This is a genomic window from Flagellimonas profundi (assembly GCF_017313275.1).
Lineage (GTDB): Bacteria > Bacteroidota > Bacteroidia > Flavobacteriales > Flavobacteriaceae > Flagellimonas > Flagellimonas profundi.
In genome coordinates, this window is record NZ_JAFLNM010000002.1 from 143,372 (window position 1) to 160,079 (window position 16,708).

Below are 16,708 nucleotides of genomic sequence, written 5' to 3' on the forward strand. Positions count from 1 at the left end.
CTAGTTATCCACCACAACTTTATAGGTTGGGTCTTCCAATACGTTCACTTCTATAATATCGTCGGCATTGGCCAACAATCTTCTACAGTCACGACTCAAGTGCTTCAGGTGTACTTTTTTGCCCACTTTTCGGTAGCGCTCGGTAATCTTGTTCACGGCCTCAATAGCGGACATATCCACCAATCTACTTTCTGCAAAGTCAATTACCACTTCTTTGGGGTCGTTCAACACATCAAACTTTTCGGCAAATAGTGTGGTGCTCCCAAAGAATAACGGACCATAGATCTCGTAATGTTTTACGCCTTCGTCATCAATGCTCTTTCTGGCCCGGATACGTTTTGCATTGTCCCAAGCAAACACCAAAGCGGAGATAATCACCCCTACCAAAACAGCCAAGGCCAAATTATGAAGGAATACGGTCACCAAGGTAACCAATACCATCACCAGAACATCCGATTTTGGCATCCTACGGAAGGTTTTCAAGCTTGCCCACTCAAAGGTTCCCAACGCTACCATGATCATCAGCCCGGTAAGTGCCGCCATGGGTACTTTTTCAATCAAGTTGGAACCGAACATGATGAAGACCAACAACATGAGAGCAGCTACAATCCCTGAAAGACGTGCACGTGCACCATTAGAGGTATTGATCAAACTCTGCCCGATCATGGCACAACCACCCATCCCGGAGAAAAATCCAGAGAGAATGTTCGCCGTGCCTTGAGCAACAGCTTCTTTATTTCCACGACCACGGGTTTCGGTAATCTCATCCACTATGTTCAGGGTCAACAAACTTTCAATCAAACCAACTCCTGCCATGATTGCGGCAAAAGGGAAAATAATCTGTAAGGTTTCCCAAGTAAAAGGAAGATCGGGAATATGAAAAGGAGGAAATGTTCCTTGAATGGAGGCGATATCCCCAATGGTTCGCGTATCCAATCCAAAGAAAAACACAATTCCGAACACCAAAAGAATAGCGGCCAAGGAGGCGGGAATCGCTTTGGTGAGCTTGGGAAGTCCCCAAATAACCACCATGGTCAACAGTACCAGTCCCAAGAAAATATACAAAGTGCTTCCGCTCAGCCATTCGCCATCCACGGTTTTGAACTGGCTCATCTGTGACATGAATATGATTACGGCCAAACCGTTCACAAATCCAAATATTACAGGATGGGGTACCAAGCGCATCAATTTACCTAGTCGAAGAACCCCGGCCAACAATTGTAAAATTCCAGCTAGGACCACAGTGGCAAAAACATATTCCACTCCATATTGCTGTGCCAAAGTAACGATCACAACCGCAACGGCTCCCGTAGCCCCAGAAATCATTCCAGGTCTACCTCCCAAAATGGAAGTGACCAATCCCATAACAAAGGCGGCGTACAAGCCAGTTAGGGGAGATAGGCCCGCAATAAAGGCAAAGGCAATGGCTTCGGGCACCAAGGCAAGTGCAACGGTTAAGCCCGATAAAATTTCTGTGCGATAGTTTACTTTTTGCGAAAAATCAAAAAGATTGAGATACTTTTTCATGGCTTCTTTCTTGAAGCGCGCAAAAGTAGCATTATTAAATGCAAGACCCTAATCGCACGGAAATTTTTAAGGATTTGATAATCTACCAGTTAGTCAGCCCCAATAACTTTTCTCCAAGTGGACTTAATTTGGCGGTTTCGTATTTGGTCTGCTCCCATTTTCGTGGGTCTCCTGGAAACGCATAGCCTTCTGGAGCGATTCTATTTTTCCAAGAATTAATTCTCCATTCACGCATTTGCTCATTGTCCTCCTCTGCAGGCATCATGGAAATGTACTGTGCGATCCGAACCTTGTCCCCGGATTTATTGGGTCGGATTCCGTGGGGTTGGGTACTGTTAAAAATCAAAAGGTCCCCTGCTTCCAGTTTCACTTTCACGATTTTGTCTTCCAAGCCTGTAATATCGGGCTGAAAATGATCTCGGTCTTCGGGCTGTGTCAGTTTCCACGTATCGTAGTTTCGGTACAACCAAGGTATACATTGAAACCCGCCCATATTTTCATCGGTCTGATCGGCAAGGGCCAGTACACCCTGAACATTTTGAGGTTTGGTCTCGGGATCGTAATCCCAATGAATGAACCCTTTTTTGTTCTCTCCCGGACGTTGCGGCATGTTCAAGTTGGCGCGATCTATCGTTACCCATAACTTTTCCGTTCCCCAAATGTCCACAAATGCTTCGTATACTTTTTGCGTTTGTCTGTTGTTCCATAAATGTTGATTGTTATATACTTCTACCATTCCAGTACCCGTGAGTTCTTTCATTTTCATTTCGGCACGGGGAGGAGCATACCAGGTTTCCGGGTCATTCGGGTCTTTTTCATCAAACTCCCATAAAAAATCGGCGGTTGCCTTGGCTTGCTCCTTTGGAACGGCATTTTTGATTACGATATATCCGTTCTCTATCCAGAATGCCCAATCTTCTTCGGACAGTACGCGCAGTGGCTTGCCATTGGACCTATCGTTGAGTTTTGTTTTACTGCTAGTGGCCGTGGATGGGTTACCAGGTATCGCTTCGTGGGCCTTGTTGGCCATTTCCATTTTTTGTTGCATTCTATTTCTGTTTTTTTAGTTGCATGATTCTATACCCCAAAACTATGGGAGCTGCTCAGTGGTTTCCACCCTACTATTGACCAATATTTGAACTATTTTGATTTTTAATGATTATTTTTATAAATATTTGAGCAATACAATGAAAATTCAACTTGAAAACATACAGCCCAACGACAAAAGTTCTTTCCATTTATTGCACAACCCCAAGTTGAACGATCTCTTTTTTTGGCATTTTCATCCCGAGTTTGAACTGGTCTATATTGAAGCTCCCAATGGTAAGCGCCATGTTGGGAGGCATATCTCCAATTTTAAGGGCAGTGACCTCGTTTTGATCGGTTCCAATATTCCCCATTTGAATTTTGACCATGGCATCAAAACCGAATACCATAAAGAGGTCTTGCACATTAGTGCATCTTTTAAAGAGAAAGTATTTACCGAAATCGATGAACTGGAAGATGTGTACGATCTGTTGGACAAATCACAGCACGGTATAGCGTTTTACGGCGAAACGAAGGAAAACGTGGGGGCTATTATGAAACAATTACAAGGTATGGGCAGGTTTGAACAATTTCTTAAAATTTTACAGTTGCTCAAACTTTTGGCCAATAGCGATGATTACACGCTTTTGCACCAAAGCCCGATTATTAACGACAAGGCCAACAAGCAGCAAGAACGTTTACAAAAAGTGTATTCCTATATAGATGAACACTATTCCAGAAAAATAGCCTTGGAGGATATTGCGGCATCCATAAATCTGGGAAAGGAGGCATTTTGCAGGTACTTTAAAAAGAATACGGGGAGTACATTCACCAATTTCTTGAACCAGTACCGCATTACGCAGGCCAAACGTTTATTGCTGACAGGCAGGAACATTGGCGAAACATGTTACGAATGCGGTTTTGAGAGCTTGTCCTATTTTAATCGGACCTTTAAAAAAATCAGTGGCGAAAATCCTTCAGATTATAAAAACAGAAACCGTTAAAAAAAGAACCGCCCCGAGCTTTGTTGCCCAGGGCGATTCTTAACTAAATAACCAACCAAAAAAACTGTTTGTATGGTCGAACAAAATTGTTCTTCCTTACATATTTCGTTGACGGGTAACGTCCATTACAGGGTTGTTGGTCTTTGAACGTTTTTTACCTGTTCCGTCACCTGATTTCAAATATTGTATGTATCCCCTACCTGTAAATTCATAAACCGTTCCACTGGATACATGGTACAACTCTATGGTACTATCATTGATAACGTACAATTCAAAATAATCATTGCCCAAATAATCATAATCCAGCGTTAAAGTTTTCAGGGTTGCATCGTTGACCACATCGTACACTTCATAATCACCTTCATAATCCCATTGTATATTGGTAAGTGGAATGCCTTGTACATCTACCGAAGACCTGAAATATCCGCCGATATCGTCAAAAAACTGCAAGTAGTTTTCTTCATCAAATTCGTTTAGTGCACCCACTTCACTGGTATAGGTTTTCTCCCAAACCTGGTATTCCTGCAAAAAATAATGGATGTTGTCATAAAACACCATATCGTAGTCAAAGCTGTTCCTTTGGTATCCTTCCAAAATATAGGACGTATCCGAACGGGAATCGTACAGTTCCAGCGTATTGTTGTCCAAAGCGAACACTTCCAGCAACCATAGTCCGTCCGCATCGTGATCTATTTCCACTTGACCACTATAAGTAGCGTAAGCACCTACATCTATACCCAATCCGTTGCCTGTTTTGCCCAGACCGGAAAGGTTGTTGTTGGCATACACGATTCCCCTATCAAACGAAATGGTAAAGGCACGCTGTAAAAAAGGAACTTCACCGTTTCCACGTGTCTCGTTGATATCCACATACCAAAGGTCGTACGATTCCAAAACCAAGGCGGTATTGATCGGTGGTTCTATGATCAAATCATCATCCACAATAACCTCGGTATAGCAAGAACTGGCCAAAAGACCTATGAACAAAATTCCTAAAAGTAGTTTTCTATTTTTCATAATCGAGGTTTTAAAGTTCTCTTTACCTAAACCAAGCACTGTGCCAAATTTTTTAATCCTTTAGAAATCAGCTTATAACAGGCTGATGAATTTATTTTTTAGCTTTACGGACTAATTTGGATGCATGAAAGACAAACCTACGTTTGGAGTTTTTGGAGGAGGAAGTTGGGGAACGGCCATTGTAAAAATGTTGACCGAAAACTTAGATCAGGTCAATTGGTACATGCGCAGCGATTCTGCCATTCGCCATATTAAAAAGGAGTGGCACAATCCCAACTATTTGAGTTCGGTGGAGTTTGATGTGGATCAATTGGTGATGAGCCACGATATTAATGAAGTTGCCGAAGCGTCCGACGTGCTCATTTTTGCCATCCCTTCTGCTTTTTTGGATCGGGAACTGCAGAATTTGACGGTTTCCTTGAAGGATAAAATCATTTTTTCGGCCATTAAGGGAATTGTTCCCGAAAGTGGACGGATCGTGGGGGAACATTTTAATGAGAAATACGAAATCCCTTTTGAGAATATTGGTGTGATCACTGGACCCTGCCATGCCGAAGAGGTAGCATTGGAACGTTTATCGTACCTCACCATTGCCTGTGCCGATGCCGACAAGGCCAAAATGGTGGCCAAACATTTAAAGAGCGACTACATCCGCACCAAAATATCGGATGACATTATCGGGACTGAATACGCGGCCATGTTGAAGAATATCTATGCCATTGCTGCGGGCATTGCCCACGGACTTGGTTATGGCGACAACTTCCAAAGTGTGCTGATGAGCAACGCCATTCGGGAAATGAAGCGTTTTATTGATCGCGTGTATAAAATGAAACGCAACATCAATGCTTCTGCTTATTTGGGTGACCTGTTGGTAACGGGCTATTCCGTTTTTAGTAGAAACCGTATGTTCGGGAACATGATCGGCAAGGGCTACACGGTTAAAAGTGCCATGATGGAGATGAATATGGTTGCCGAAGGCTATTATGCCACCAAAAGCGCCCATGACCTGATGGACAAACTGCAAAAGAAGTCCAAAACGCCCATTATCAACGCAGTGTACCAGATACTTTACAAGAACAAAAACCCGAAAAAGGTATTTGAAAAGCTGACGGAGAAGTTGGATTGATTTTTATTCCCGTTTAACGATAACTACTTTCCAATATAACACTTAAACTTTATAAAAGTTTTAGCTATAACCTCGCGAGGTTATAGCTAAAACCAATGTGGGGTATTATAAAAGATGTTGTTTCCTCAAAATAGTCAGTTGTTCTTGACAAGTTCATGCCTAAATAAATTCTACTTTTCGATGATTGAAACCCTATAGAGATTCTATTGGCAAAGAAGCTAAAATCAGAAATATAAAACCCTTCACCATATTCATCAATTTTTTTGACAGAGAAATCTGTATTGGTGTTTAAGAGTGACATTCCAGCACTAACAAAAATATCTCCTTTGGGAAAGACTTTAAAATAATAAGCAAGGTATAGATGGTAATCAACAATAATTTTGTAATCTGCCGTCCCAACATTAATCCCATTATTACCTTCTGGCCTAGGTGCTATTACCATATCGTACCTGAAACTATTGGAAAACCCAACAGACAAATTTCTGGTAATCCCATATTCCAAACCTAGATTCAAGGCAATTCCAGAATTTTGGGCATCCATATTTGTGAAAGTTGAGTTTTCAGATAGTGAACTTATACTGGAATTATAAATAGGCGTAATTCTATATTCTGTTCCTATAATAAATTGTAAAATATTTTTATCATTGTCTGTAATTTCTTGTGCAGTTATAAAGAAAGGGGCCACTGATAGTATCAATAATTTTGCAAACTTCATAAAAGCTTATTTTAAGTTATATTCAATATCAGTATTGTTACGTGATAAATTTCTTCCATTGATTAGATTATAAGGGTTTTGATCGTGAAAATTTGCAGTTAATTCATCGTATGGTGACTGGTAAGATCTATAACCAACCTTTAAAGTTTCTCCATTCAATGTTCTTTCATAAACATGTGTTGGTGCAGGCCAAGAATCATATTCAAAAATTACATAAACGGCTATTTTTGCAAATGCACCTGTTTGAAGAATGCCCATATCCCTATTTATAAGTCTTTTATCGCCAACTTCACTATTATTACAGTGGACCAAAAAACTCCCGTTCCAATAGCATCCTAACCCAGCATTAAATCCGCAATGAGTGCTATATTCCCCAGGGTGTAATGAGTTGGCGGTCACGGCGACAACTTCAAATTTAACATCAGCTTTTTCGAGCCATGATTCTTTTTTATCTTTTATTTTAACATATTCCAGTTTTACCCAACTACTACTAGTGCTTCCACCACCACCTCCATACGACCCGGAATTATCATCCTCTGGTAAAATATACTTTTGTTCCTCTGGGCTAATGCCTATTACATAAACATCATTTCCCAATGCTTCCGGAATGGGATCAGGACCAAAAATGTCTTCTTCGGACAAATCTCTATACTTAAGTTCCAACTGCCCAGTGTCGTTCAATTTGTATCCTTTTACAATTTCTTTCTCTATCTCTGGGTCATAGCTATTAATCAGGTACAAAGATTCGGTTCCTCTTCCCTCTTTAATTTTCTGTACGTATGGATACCAAGACTCCCCCTCCAAATCAGTAAAAGCTTTTAGGGAAAACTGAATACTATCATTTGTTGCCCTTAGTCCTTTCGCTACCAGATCTTTGCTAAGTAAATCATCAAAATAAAAAGTACCCAGACCCTCAATTTTATTTGACTTCTTAACTGACTTTTCATCAAAATCAGGTATTATCCGAAGTGCTTCTTCCATTAATTTTGTAAGATGATAATCTTTGTAGGATAATTTCTCTTTTAATTCTGCCTTCTCGATAGCTTCCTTTTCAAAAAGTAAGGAAATGGATTGATTTTGTTCTAAAGGCATATTTTGTTCTTCTTCATTTTCACAGGAGACTATCAGTAAAGCCAAAACAAATGTTCCGATTGGAAAAAAGGCATTGCAATCGATTGAGAATTTAATTTTAGAGAATTGCATAAAATAGGTTTTATAAATAGAATTAAGAATTTGTTTCCCTTACCCATTTCAGCGCTGAAAATGGTAAGATTGACTTCAATCTATGTGAAAATTATCTTTCAAAATCTTCTAAATTCATAGATGTTTCTTTTGTATTGATGTATGATGGTTTTGAGTTGACGGATTGGCAATTATGAAGATTACAGTTTATATGAAATCTTAAACATCACAATCCTTGGCATTATGGCGGTGGATTGGTCGCTGATCAAATAATCAGAAAAGGAATTCTGCCTTTTAAACCTCACATCAAAAAGATTATTTACAGAGATTTCAAAACCCCAAGAGCTATCTTCTTGTTGATAGAAGAGTGAGGCATTGGCCACATCAAAAATATTGGTCAAGTTTTGGCCCTCGTTGTTGTATTCGGTTCTTTCATAATCCGCTTTCAAATGAAGATCATTGAAAAACACATAATCCAGATTTGCAAAAATGCTCGAATTGGTAAAGGTGTTTTTATTCGTAGATGTGATATAAACTGAAGGTTTGTGTGTATATCCCAGCTCAATATTGGGCCATTCATCGAAAAACGTCTCTACTTTTCCAGTGGCAGAAATGGAACGTGACAGGTTTTTGGAAACATTGCTGTTCACCAATTGGAAAAACTCGTTATAGCTCCCCCTACTTTCAAAGCTAAGTTTTACCTTGTTTATACGTTTTCCAAAGCCAAAATTAGCGTTTAGGGAGTTTTCGGGATGGTTGAACATGGTATAGGCCACAAATTGATTGATACCATCCAATAATACTGTGGCGTTTTTTGCACTTTGGGTTCGTTCATTAAAGGTCAATCCCAGGTTTAGGTTTAAGCCTCGGAACAAACTAAATTTATAATAGCTCAGGGAATAGGAATGGTTTCTTCCATTTTGTAAATCGGGTACGCCCAACCCTACGGAATTAAAGGATCTCAACATAAAATTGATTCCCAATTGATCAATGGTCGGAAATTGCATGCGTTGCCGGTATCGAAATCGTATTTTTTCGCTGCTGTTGAATTCCGCCTCTGCATCAAAAGTTGGCAACAAAACTTGGGTGCTATTGTTTACCGAAAGCTCTTCTTGATCATTGTCCCATATATAGTTGTGATAAAATAGTCCTGATTTCACGGTAAAAATCCCTGCCAAGAATTTATATTCCAGTCCTAAAAAAGTATCATTGAACCTATAATCAATATCGTTTCCAAAGCCATTTTCCGAAAATTCATTTAGGGTTCCATTGGAAAGTCGTTGTCTTTCGTCGCTAATAAAAGCATCAAACTTTGCATTGGTACCGAAAGTTGTGTAGATATGGTTAAAGTTATTGAGCACCCAATAATCCTTCATCAACAAATCAAATGATGTGGAACGGGTCTCTTTTTGTTGAAAAACTTGATAGAAATTATCTTCTTCCAAAGGAATTAAACCTAACAGAAATACTTGGTCTGTTTCCCAGGCATTGTGCGGATTGTTTTTCTGATGGGCTGCGGAAGCCTCTAAACTAAGCGTCTGTGCCCGAGAAAAACGTTTGCTGTACTCCACATTCTGTTTGAATTCGAGGGCTGAAACATCCTGAAGGGTATTGAAAAAGGTATTCTGATTCTCACTTTGGGTCAAAATACTACCTTGTCCTTTATTTTCAGTGAGTTTGATAAATGAATTTAGTGTTACATTCTCCTCTCTATTGGGTTCGTGTTCCACCGTTGCCTTCCCCATCAAAAAGAAATTATCGAAATCATTGACTTCGGTTCTGTCCTCATTAATCAATCCATCAGAGTTGTTGTAGCTATTCAAGGTGTTAGTTTCCGTTTGTGTACTGCTGCTATTGGCAATCACATAACTATTGATATCCGTTTTGGGCGAGACCGTTTGCCTAAGGTTGAAAGCCCCGAAACGGTTGGTATTGGCCTTGAAATCCGTATTGTTCAAGAATTGTGAGAAATCGTCCCTACTCAACGAAAAGTAACCACCGATATCGTCCATGAGCTTGCCAAATCCTCCATTAAACTCCAAATAATCGGAAAAGGAGAAACTTTTGACCCCAATATTGTTCAGGTCCCCAATAAAATTCACGTTGGTCTTGGGGCTGTAGTAAAACAGATTGGGATGCACCAAATATCGGTCTTTGATGCCTCCACCTGCTTCCATATCGCCAAACGTGAATTTCTTTTTGTCCTCCTTTAGTTTGATATTGAGTGCCAGCTCATCGGAATCCTGTAGTCCTTTGAGATATCCGATTTTATTGTAGTTATCCAACACTTGTACTTGATCCACGGCGTCGGCAGGTATGTTGTTTACGGCGAGTTTGCTATTGCCCGTAAAAAAGGTCTTGTCCTCCACGAGGACCTTGGTCACTTTTTTGCCCTGGGCAGTCACATTGCCTTCTCGGTCCACCTCTATGCCGGGCAGTTTTTTAAGTACTTCACGCAGTTTGCGTTCCTCACCGGTAACAAAGGCATCTGTTTGGTACGTAATGGTATCTTCTTTTACTTCTATTGGAATTTTGTATTCCAAGACCACCTCATCGAGGTCGTTGGTTTTGGGCACCATTGACAGATCTTTGATTTCGTCTTGCAAAGCAGTATACTCAAATGAAAGTTTTTGGTAGCCGAGATAGCTTACCTCAATGGAGTAGGAAACTTCTTTTTCCAAGCGCAGAACATACTCCCCCTTATCGTTGGTAATAGCAAATTGGGTGCTCTCGCCATCATTATTTGGGAATGCCAATATATTGGCATTGGCCATTGGTGTGTTGGAATTATCCAAAATAACTCCACTCAGGACGATATTTTGTGCGAACACACTGTTAATACATAAAAAAATCAGAAATGTAAGCTGCTTCAATCACCCTGGTTTATTATAGCATTCATTCTCTCATCCATTCTCTTATAATACCCCTCATAAGACTCTTTAAACACACATTTAGGTTGAATTATTTTTTCCCTTTTATCGAGTGTTATTTTGGATGCGGTGTAAACCACTGATGAAATTCTTAATTCCAATATTACACCTGGTAGACCATTAAACCCAAGAGGTCCAAAACTGTATGGAATATCAGTGGTAAACCATGCTTCTACATCTAATGTTCTTTTACCTTCTTTACGAAGCGTTGTGGCCTTGTAACAATTAAAATCACCTATTTGCTTTTGGTAGGCTTCTATTTCCCATTGGTTTTCCTGATCATAGGTTAAGCATACGGGCTCACCAGAGCCTTGTTCTGCAACAATCTTTGTGTTGTTTCGCTTATCCATATACCACACTTCCTCTCCATCACATGATACAACTGCTATATTGTATATGTATTGTGGTATATCGTCGCTTACCAATTGCTCTTTCATCTTGAACAGAGCTACATCCTTATTAGCCAATAATTCAAATTGAAAATCATCCATTAACAAGATGGTTTCCTTGACAATATTTTGTGCCTCTTCACTTTCTATTTCCTCTATATCCCTTAATGACTTTATGGTGTACTCCACAACAATATCCGATGTTTCTCCACTTTGGGCAAAAACGGTAAAAAACAAAAGACCTATGAATACTTGAATTGCACTTTTCATCTTTATGTGATTAAAATTCGGAGCCCTAAAATTTAAGGCCCCGAAAATTTTTTGTTACAGTCTTCCTTCTATACAACCCACATAGGCCGCTTTGAACAATTTTGAGTCTCCGTTCGCAATTCCTGCAGCAATACTCACACAAGACTTTTGTTCCTTAATAACAGTGTCTTCGACTCCAGTAGTGATGTTTGCATTAACCCCCGATATAAGGGATAACGTAAAAAGAATTCCAAAAAATAAACTTTTCATTTTCTAAAAATTTAATAGGTTAAGAAATAGTTTCTCTTACCCATTTCAGCGCCAAAAATTGTAAGATTGGTGTTAAGCTATGTAAAAATTATCTTTCAATGCCCTAGAAATTCACGGATGCTTCTTTTGGGTTGATGGATGATGGCATTGAGTTTACGAATTGACAAGTTTTGAGTTTTTTGAAAGGAAAAGGCTTTAAAATACTATCGTTTTTTGCTTTTTCATGAGTTCTCTGAACTTCTACCACCCTTCATCCAACCGCGCTTTAACCTTATCCCCTTCCTTTTTGTATTCTTCCTCGGTCATGGTGTCAATATCCTTTGGCCAATCTATTTTTATATCTTTTTTGGGGTTTAGTTCAATTTTGCCAGCAGTGTAGGTGGCTATGGGCAATTTTAGTTCCAAAATAAGGCCAGGCAGGTTGCCCACATAATCCACTGGACCAAAAGAAACCGGGATTTCCGGAGCATACCAAGCTATTATTTCACGGTTTTTTCCTGCGATTTCTTTTACTAAAACAGCTTTATTACAAATAAACTTTTCAAATTCTTTTTTTTCCTTGGTCAATGTCCAATCTTGTTTTGTTATTTCTGACCTTACATTATACTTCCTCCCTTCATAAGAGGTCTGTAATATTTGTTTGCCTTTGGTTAAATTTGTGAAATAGACTCCTTTAGCTATAAGGTACTTTACAAACTCGTCCAATTCTTTAAAATCGGAAATACTGAGTCCTTTTTGATGTTGGAAAATGCTTTGCTCTTGATTGAAGATGAGCTCCAATTGAATATTCTTAGCCGCATCGGCGGTCATTCTATGCATTTTTTCTAACTGTGGAGAAGCCTCTTTTTCTTTTACATTTTTATTGTAATAATCCTCCATACTTACATTATAAAGAATCTTTCCACTAGTAATTTGGGCGAAGATTTGATTCACTCCAAATAGAACAGCAACAATATATATTAGACTATACTTTTTCATAACGAATTTTTTAAGCAGTATGCCTGAAAATTTCAAGCATACTGCCGTTATATGTTTATTGAAGGCATAATTACATCATTTCACATAGAGCTAATGCCACAGTAAATGCTTTTCCTGCTGCAAATCCATCTCCTGTTTGGTCATAAACATGGTCAGCATAATCAAATGCCATCCCTTCACAATCAGTAGGAATCTTAAGTGTTGCGGCATTCAAACTACTAGAGGATAAACCAATAGCAAAAACAATAGTCATTAAAAAAATCACTCTTTTCATTTTCTGAAATTTATAGGTTAAGAATATGTTTCCCTTACCCATTTCAGCGCCGAAAATGTAAGATTGGTGTCAAGCTATGTAGAATTTATCTTTCAAAATTCCCAAAATCCACAGATGCCCCCTTTTGGATTGACGGATAGTGGTTTTGAATTGACGGATAGAGCAATGTTTTGTTAAGACACCACTTTGTTGATGGAGAATTCGCAATGAAGTCCAAAACGGCCATTATGGATGTAGTGTTCCAAGGTCCGCATTAAAACAACCCATAAAAAGCTTTGGGAAGCCAACGGAGAAGTTGGATTACTCCCGCTCCAGCGAAAAATCGGAATGTTCTTTTAATTGCGCATCCAGTTCTTTGGAAAAGGCCTCCATTTCTTGGTCGGAGTAGTTGTACGCATTTTGGAATTCCTCAAAGATAGGTTCCTTGTATTTTCGAACGCTGTCGATATCAAAATAAAGCCGACCTGTTCGTCTAATAAAAAAATCCAATGGATTCAACGCCATTTCGTTGGCAATGGCGAATTGAGCTTCAGCCCTGATCATGCGCTCTTTGGGCTTTTTACCTTTTATCTTGGCATATAGTTCCAAGATGGTTTCGGCTTGTTTGCCATACGTTGTCACCAGATACCACGCATCGTATTTGGCAAATCCATCAGCCTGGAGTTGTTCCTCTAGTTTGGAAATGTATTTTTTTACGTGCTTGAACTTTTTAAACTCGTTCCCACAAAGTGGAATCTTGTCCGTGGTGCAATGTTCCAGTTTTGTACCATGATCTTCCTCCATTTTTTTGGCGATACGGTTCACGGCTCGCTCGGCCATTTTTCGGTATCCTGTGAGCTTCCCCCCTGCAATACTCACCAATCCCGTATCGGAAGTAAAAATTTCATCCTTTCTGGATAATTCAGAAGCTGATTTCCCCTCTTCGTGAATCAACGGTCGCAATCCTGCCCAAGAGGAAATAATATCGTCCAACTCCAATTCAATGTCCGGGAACATGTTGTTTACAGCCGAAATCAAATAGATGGCATCGGCAAGTTCCGTGGTCACATGGTCCTTATCGGAATTGTAATTGGTATCTGTAGTGCCGATGTAGGTTACCTTTCCGCGTGGAATGGCAAACATCATCCGTCCGTCGGGGATATCAAAATAAACCGATTGTTTCACAGGGAGTTTTTCTTTAGGGAACACCAAATGCACCCCCTTGGTCAAATGCAATCGCTTCCCTTTTTTGGATTGATTGACACTTCGGAGTTCGTCCACCCAAGGGCCTGCGGCATTGATCACATATTTTGATGAAACGCTGTACTCATCTCCAAATACCTCGTCCGTAAATTTTACACCCGCAACTTTTTCATGCTCATACATAAAATCGGTGACCTTGGTATAATTGAATATCTCGGCGCCAAATTGAAGACTGGTTTTTAAATTTTCCAAGGTCAATCGGGCATCGTCGGTTCGGTATTCGGCATAATAGCCAGCTCCGTTCAAAATCTTTTTGGGCAAAAGGGGCTCCAACTTCATGGCCTCTTTTTTCTCCAACATCTGTCGTTTATCATCCCCTGAAACTTGGGCCAAAATATCGTAGACCTTCAAACCTATGGACGTCAACCATTTTCCGTAGGAACCACCCTCGATCAATGGGAGCAGCATCTTTTCCGGAAGCACCAAATGTGGGGCGAGTTTATGTACGATGGCCCTTTCGGAACCTACCTCTTTCACCAACCAAAAGTCGAATTGCTTTAAGTAACGCAGTCCACCGTGAATCAATTTGGTGGATTTACTACTGGTACCCGAGGCAAAATCCCCTTTTTCGAGCAATAGCACCTTCATTCCGCGAGACGAAGCATCCAATGCTATACCAGCTCCCGTGATCCCCCCGCCGATTACTACGAGGTCATAGGTGGTTTTGGCCGCTTTTTGCAGTTTGTTCTTTCTGTCAACGTTGGAAAAAGCAATGTTCTCGCCCATATTTCTATTTATTGAATTCGTATTCGCGCTCCACTTTACAAATCCTGACCTTATACCAGGAGTACCATGTTTTTATACCATTTTTCTGGGCCTGTTTATGATCCATATTGGCTTTCCAGTCCGCAATGGCTTCCAAACTTTCCCAGTAGCTCACCGTTATACCTACTCCATCCCGAGCGCTCTCAATATCCAAAAAGCCAGGTTGTTTTCGGGCCAAAGTTTCCATTTTTTCCGCCATTTGAGCATAACCTTTATCCCCATCGGTTCTTAGACTAGAAAAAATCACTGCGTAGTATGGTTTGGCAAGTTCCATTTAAGTGATGTATTCTTTTTCCAAGAAATAATTGACCAGGGCTTCCTTCATTAAAACGGATTGCTCACCGGCCTTTAACGGGGGCAACTGTTCCTTCATGGTATAATGTGGCCATCCGTCGTCATCAAAAAAATCAAAATCATAGTACCCATAAGGCTCCAACAGCCTACAAATGGCAATATGCATCAGGTTGACCTTCTCGTCCTTTTTAAACTTTCGATGAAAATTACCCAGTTCTTGAACCCCTACCAAATAGACAATCCCGTCCAATTCCAGTGGGTCACCATCAGAAAATTGTGCGGAGAGTTTCTCCACCAAAAAATTCCATCGTTCCTTTAATTGATCGTCTCTTGACATGTGAAATGTTATGTGTACCAAAGGTACAAATCAATATTCTATATTTGTTAAAACCCTTGTATGAGCTTTTTGGATATTATCATCGGTATTCTTTTGGTCTGGGGCCTTTTTAAAGGCTTAAAAAACGGCCTTTTTGTTGAGTTGGCTTCGTTGATTGCCCTGATAGCGGGAATATATGGTGCTATCCATTTTTCATACATCACCGGCGATTACCTTGCCGAGCAGTTTGATTGGAGCGATCAACACCTAAAAATTGCTGCATTTCTGATTACCTTCTTTGCCATCATCATTGTAGTAAACTTGGCCGGAAAATTCCTGACCAAGATTGCCGATTTTGCCATGCTCGGGCTTTTGAACAAAATTGCTGGGGGCATTTTTGGAGTGCTAAAAGTTGCCGTAATCCTGGGTGCGTTCCTCATTTTCTTCGAAAAGCTTTCATCTCCCTTAGGACTCATCAACGAGGAAACCAAAAAAGAATCTGTTTTCTACGAACCTATCAAAGAAATTGGTGCATTGGTTTTCTCTTTTGTTTTTGATGAGGAGAAAAATAACCCTTCCGACCCAATGGAGAGCTCTGAAGAAATTATATAAACGGGGCATTTTTACCGATAAGTGGCATTGGGCATTTCCTAAAAAATGTCGTTCATCTCAGCATACTGTATTTCAACGTAATAATATACCCTAACATGGAGATTTTATCCGAATGGAAAAAGTGTCCATTATTTTAGCAACTGAGAACACTAGGGAACTTAGAACACTCCCGAAAAAACACCCCGAAAAAATGAAAAAATTTTCTGGCACTACGCTGGTCATACTCTTTTTATTGGTAATCAGTAGCTGCAGTAAGTCTTCTACAGAAGAACTTGAACAACTATACACCGAAGCCAATCTGGGAAATGAAAAAGTAACCATAGATCCCGTTCAAATGGAAGAAGATTTGGTTCTTTTGATAAATCAGCACCGAAATTCCCTTGGATTAAGTACCTTGGCCAATAGTGCCCCGGCATACAAATATGCAGAAGCGCATACGGATTACATGATTGCGCACAATATCCTTAGCCATGATAATTTTGACTCACGGGCATCCCAAGTTGCAGAGGAGACCAATGCCATAAGTGTTTCGGAAAATGTAGCCAGATATTATATTTCTGCGGAGAAAACCTTGGAAGCATGGGTGGAAAGTGATTCGCACAGGGAGGCGATGGAAGGGGATTTTACCCACACCACCTTGAGTATCCAGCTGGATAAAGATGGAAGACCTTATTTTACCCAGATATTCATCAAAGTACCATAACAAAACAAGACTATACACTTTAAAAAGACCTGCTACCTGGCAGGTCTTTTTTGTTGATTGCTATGTTGCCTGCAAGGTTTTTTTTACCT

The 16,708-nt window shown here is 40.0% G+C and carries 17 protein-coding genes; 4 read left to right on the plus strand and 13 right to left on the minus strand.

The window, feature by feature from the left end; translation table 11 throughout:
• Both J0654_RS09580 and J0654_RS09585 read right to left on the minus strand, forming a co-directional pair.
• Window positions 1–1,527 (minus strand): SulP family inorganic anion transporter, encoded by a 1,527-nt coding sequence (locus tag J0654_RS09580; protein WP_207028323.1) that lies wholly within the window; start codon window positions 1,525–1,527, stop codon window positions 1–3.
• A gap of 82 nt (window positions 1,528–1,609) precedes the next feature.
• The gene (locus J0654_RS09585; RefSeq protein ID WP_207028325.1) at window positions 1,610–2,575 is read right to left on the minus strand and encodes a phytanoyl-CoA dioxygenase family protein; all 966 of its coding nucleotides are present in this window, start codon (window positions 2,573–2,575) and stop codon (window positions 1,610–1,612) included.
• A 139-nt stretch (window positions 2,576–2,714) separates the two neighbouring features.
• Here J0654_RS09585 and J0654_RS09590 point away from each other — a divergent pair, with 139 nt between their 5' ends.
• Entirely contained in the window at window positions 2,715–3,557 is an 843-nt protein-coding gene (locus tag J0654_RS09590) for an AraC family transcriptional regulator (protein WP_207028327.1), read from the plus strand.
• 96 nt (window positions 3,558–3,653) lie between these two features.
• On the opposite strand, the gene J0654_RS09595 is transcribed toward J0654_RS09590, so the two are convergent.
• Entirely contained in the window at window positions 3,654–4,574 is a 921-nt protein-coding gene (locus J0654_RS09595; RefSeq protein WP_207028329.1) for a nicotinic acid mononucleotide adenyltransferase, read from the minus strand.
• Between the two features lie 124 nt (window positions 4,575–4,698).
• Between J0654_RS09595 and J0654_RS09600 the strand changes: the two genes are divergently transcribed.
• A complete protein-coding gene (locus J0654_RS09600) occupies window positions 4,699–5,700 on the plus strand; it encodes an NAD(P)H-dependent glycerol-3-phosphate dehydrogenase (protein WP_207028331.1) in 1,002 nt (333 codons plus the stop codon).
• Window positions 5,701–5,764: 64 nt separating this feature from the next.
• Here the strand turns inward: J0654_RS09600 and J0654_RS09605 are convergent, their stop codons facing one another.
• From J0654_RS09605 to J0654_RS09650, 10 genes are all read right to left on the minus strand, one after another.
• The gene (locus J0654_RS09605; RefSeq protein WP_207028333.1) at window positions 5,765–6,415 is read right to left on the minus strand and encodes a hypothetical protein; all 651 of its coding nucleotides are present in this window, start codon (window positions 6,413–6,415) and stop codon (window positions 5,765–5,767) included.
• A 6-nt stretch (window positions 6,416–6,421) separates the two neighbouring features.
• Window positions 6,422–7,618, minus strand: a complete 1,197-nt coding sequence (locus tag J0654_RS09610; RefSeq protein ID WP_207028335.1) for a hypothetical protein — start codon at window positions 7,616–7,618, stop codon at window positions 6,422–6,424.
• 179 nt (window positions 7,619–7,797) lie between these two features.
• Window positions 7,798–10,470, minus strand: coding sequence for a carboxypeptidase-like regulatory domain-containing protein (locus J0654_RS09615; RefSeq protein ID WP_207028337.1), 2,673 nt, complete (start codon window positions 10,468–10,470; stop codon window positions 7,798–7,800).
• Window positions 10,467–11,186, minus strand: coding sequence for a GLPGLI family protein (locus J0654_RS09620; RefSeq protein WP_207028339.1), 720 nt, complete (start codon window positions 11,184–11,186; stop codon window positions 10,467–10,469). Before J0654_RS09620 ends, J0654_RS09615 begins: the two co-directional genes overlap by 4 nt.
• A 54-nt stretch (window positions 11,187–11,240) precedes the next feature.
• Window positions 11,241–11,435, minus strand: a complete 195-nt coding sequence (locus J0654_RS09625; protein WP_207028341.1) for a hypothetical protein — start codon at window positions 11,433–11,435, stop codon at window positions 11,241–11,243.
• Window positions 11,436–11,675: 240 nt separating this feature from the next.
• Window positions 11,676–12,413, minus strand: coding sequence for a GLPGLI family protein (locus J0654_RS09630; RefSeq protein WP_207028343.1), 738 nt, complete (start codon window positions 12,411–12,413; stop codon window positions 11,676–11,678).
• 70 nt (window positions 12,414–12,483) lie between these two features.
• A complete protein-coding gene (locus J0654_RS09635) occupies window positions 12,484–12,687 on the minus strand; it encodes a hypothetical protein (protein ID WP_207028345.1) in 204 nt (67 codons plus the stop codon).
• A gap of 300 nt (window positions 12,688–12,987) precedes the next feature.
• Window positions 12,988–14,655 (minus strand): glycerol-3-phosphate dehydrogenase/oxidase, encoded by a 1,668-nt coding sequence (locus J0654_RS09640; RefSeq protein ID WP_207028347.1) that lies wholly within the window; start codon window positions 14,653–14,655, stop codon window positions 12,988–12,990.
• 4 nt (window positions 14,656–14,659) lie between these two features.
• Window positions 14,660–14,968 (minus strand): antibiotic biosynthesis monooxygenase family protein, encoded by a 309-nt coding sequence (locus J0654_RS09645; RefSeq protein WP_207028349.1) that lies wholly within the window; start codon window positions 14,966–14,968, stop codon window positions 14,660–14,662.
• Window positions 14,969–15,325, minus strand: coding sequence for a hypothetical protein (locus J0654_RS09650; RefSeq protein ID WP_207028351.1), 357 nt, complete (start codon window positions 15,323–15,325; stop codon window positions 14,969–14,971). It lies immediately after the preceding gene.
• Window positions 15,326–15,385: 60 nt separating this feature from the next.
• Here J0654_RS09650 and J0654_RS09655 point away from each other — a divergent pair, with 60 nt between their 5' ends.
• Both J0654_RS09655 and J0654_RS09660 read left to right on the plus strand, forming a co-directional pair.
• Window positions 15,386–15,916: a CvpA family protein gene (locus tag J0654_RS09655; protein WP_207028353.1), complete on the plus strand. Its 531-nt coding sequence runs from the start codon at window positions 15,386–15,388 to the stop codon at window positions 15,914–15,916.
• Between the two features lie 190 nt (window positions 15,917–16,106).
• A complete protein-coding gene (locus J0654_RS09660) occupies window positions 16,107–16,619 on the plus strand; it encodes a CAP domain-containing protein (protein ID WP_207028355.1) in 513 nt (170 codons plus the stop codon).
• The last annotated feature ends 89 nt before the right edge of the window (window positions 16,620–16,708 follow it).

Bases quoted from the DNA above. Each gene is read 5' to 3' on its own strand.
- J0654_RS09655 (WP_207028353.1), top strand. From the start codon at position 15,386: ATGAGCTTTTTGGATATTATCATCGGTATTCTTTTGGTCTGGGGCCTT.
- J0654_RS09585 (WP_207028325.1), bottom strand. From the start codon at position 2,575: ATGCAACAAAAAATGGAAATGGCCAACAAGGCCCACGAAGCGATACCT.
- J0654_RS09645 (WP_207028349.1), bottom strand. From the start codon at position 14,968: ATGGAACTTGCCAAACCATACTACGCAGTGATTTTTTCTAGTCTAAGA.
- J0654_RS09630 (WP_207028343.1), bottom strand. From the start codon at position 12,413: ATGAAAAAGTATAGTCTAATATATATTGTTGCTGTTCTATTTGGAGTG.
- J0654_RS09590 (WP_207028327.1), top strand. From the start codon at position 2,715: ATGAAAATTCAACTTGAAAACATACAGCCCAACGACAAAAGTTCTTTC.
- J0654_RS09635 (WP_207028345.1), bottom strand. From the start codon at position 12,687: ATGAAAAGAGTGATTTTTTTAATGACTATTGTTTTTGCTATTGGTTTA.
- J0654_RS09610 (WP_207028335.1), bottom strand. From the start codon at position 7,618: ATGCAATTCTCTAAAATTAAATTCTCAATCGATTGCAATGCCTTTTTT.
- J0654_RS09640 (WP_207028347.1), bottom strand. From the start codon at position 14,655: ATGGGCGAGAACATTGCTTTTTCCAACGTTGACAGAAAGAACAAACTG.
- J0654_RS09605 (WP_207028333.1), bottom strand. From the start codon at position 6,415: ATGAAGTTTGCAAAATTATTGATACTATCAGTGGCCCCTTTCTTTATA.
- J0654_RS09650 (WP_207028351.1), bottom strand. From the start codon at position 15,325: ATGTCAAGAGACGATCAATTAAAGGAACGATGGAATTTTTTGGTGGAG.
- J0654_RS09600 (WP_207028331.1), top strand. From the start codon at position 4,699: ATGAAAGACAAACCTACGTTTGGAGTTTTTGGAGGAGGAAGTTGGGGA.
- J0654_RS09625 (WP_207028341.1), bottom strand. From the start codon at position 11,435: ATGAAAAGTTTATTTTTTGGAATTCTTTTTACGTTATCCCTTATATCG.
- J0654_RS09595 (WP_207028329.1), bottom strand. From the start codon at position 4,574: ATGAAAAATAGAAAACTACTTTTAGGAATTTTGTTCATAGGTCTTTTG.
- J0654_RS09620 (WP_207028339.1), bottom strand. From the start codon at position 11,186: ATGAAAAGTGCAATTCAAGTATTCATAGGTCTTTTGTTTTTTACCGTT.
- J0654_RS09660 (WP_207028355.1), top strand. From the start codon at position 16,107: ATGAAAAAATTTTCTGGCACTACGCTGGTCATACTCTTTTTATTGGTA.
- J0654_RS09580 (WP_207028323.1), bottom strand. From the start codon at position 1,527: ATGAAAAAGTATCTCAATCTTTTTGATTTTTCGCAAAAAGTAAACTAT.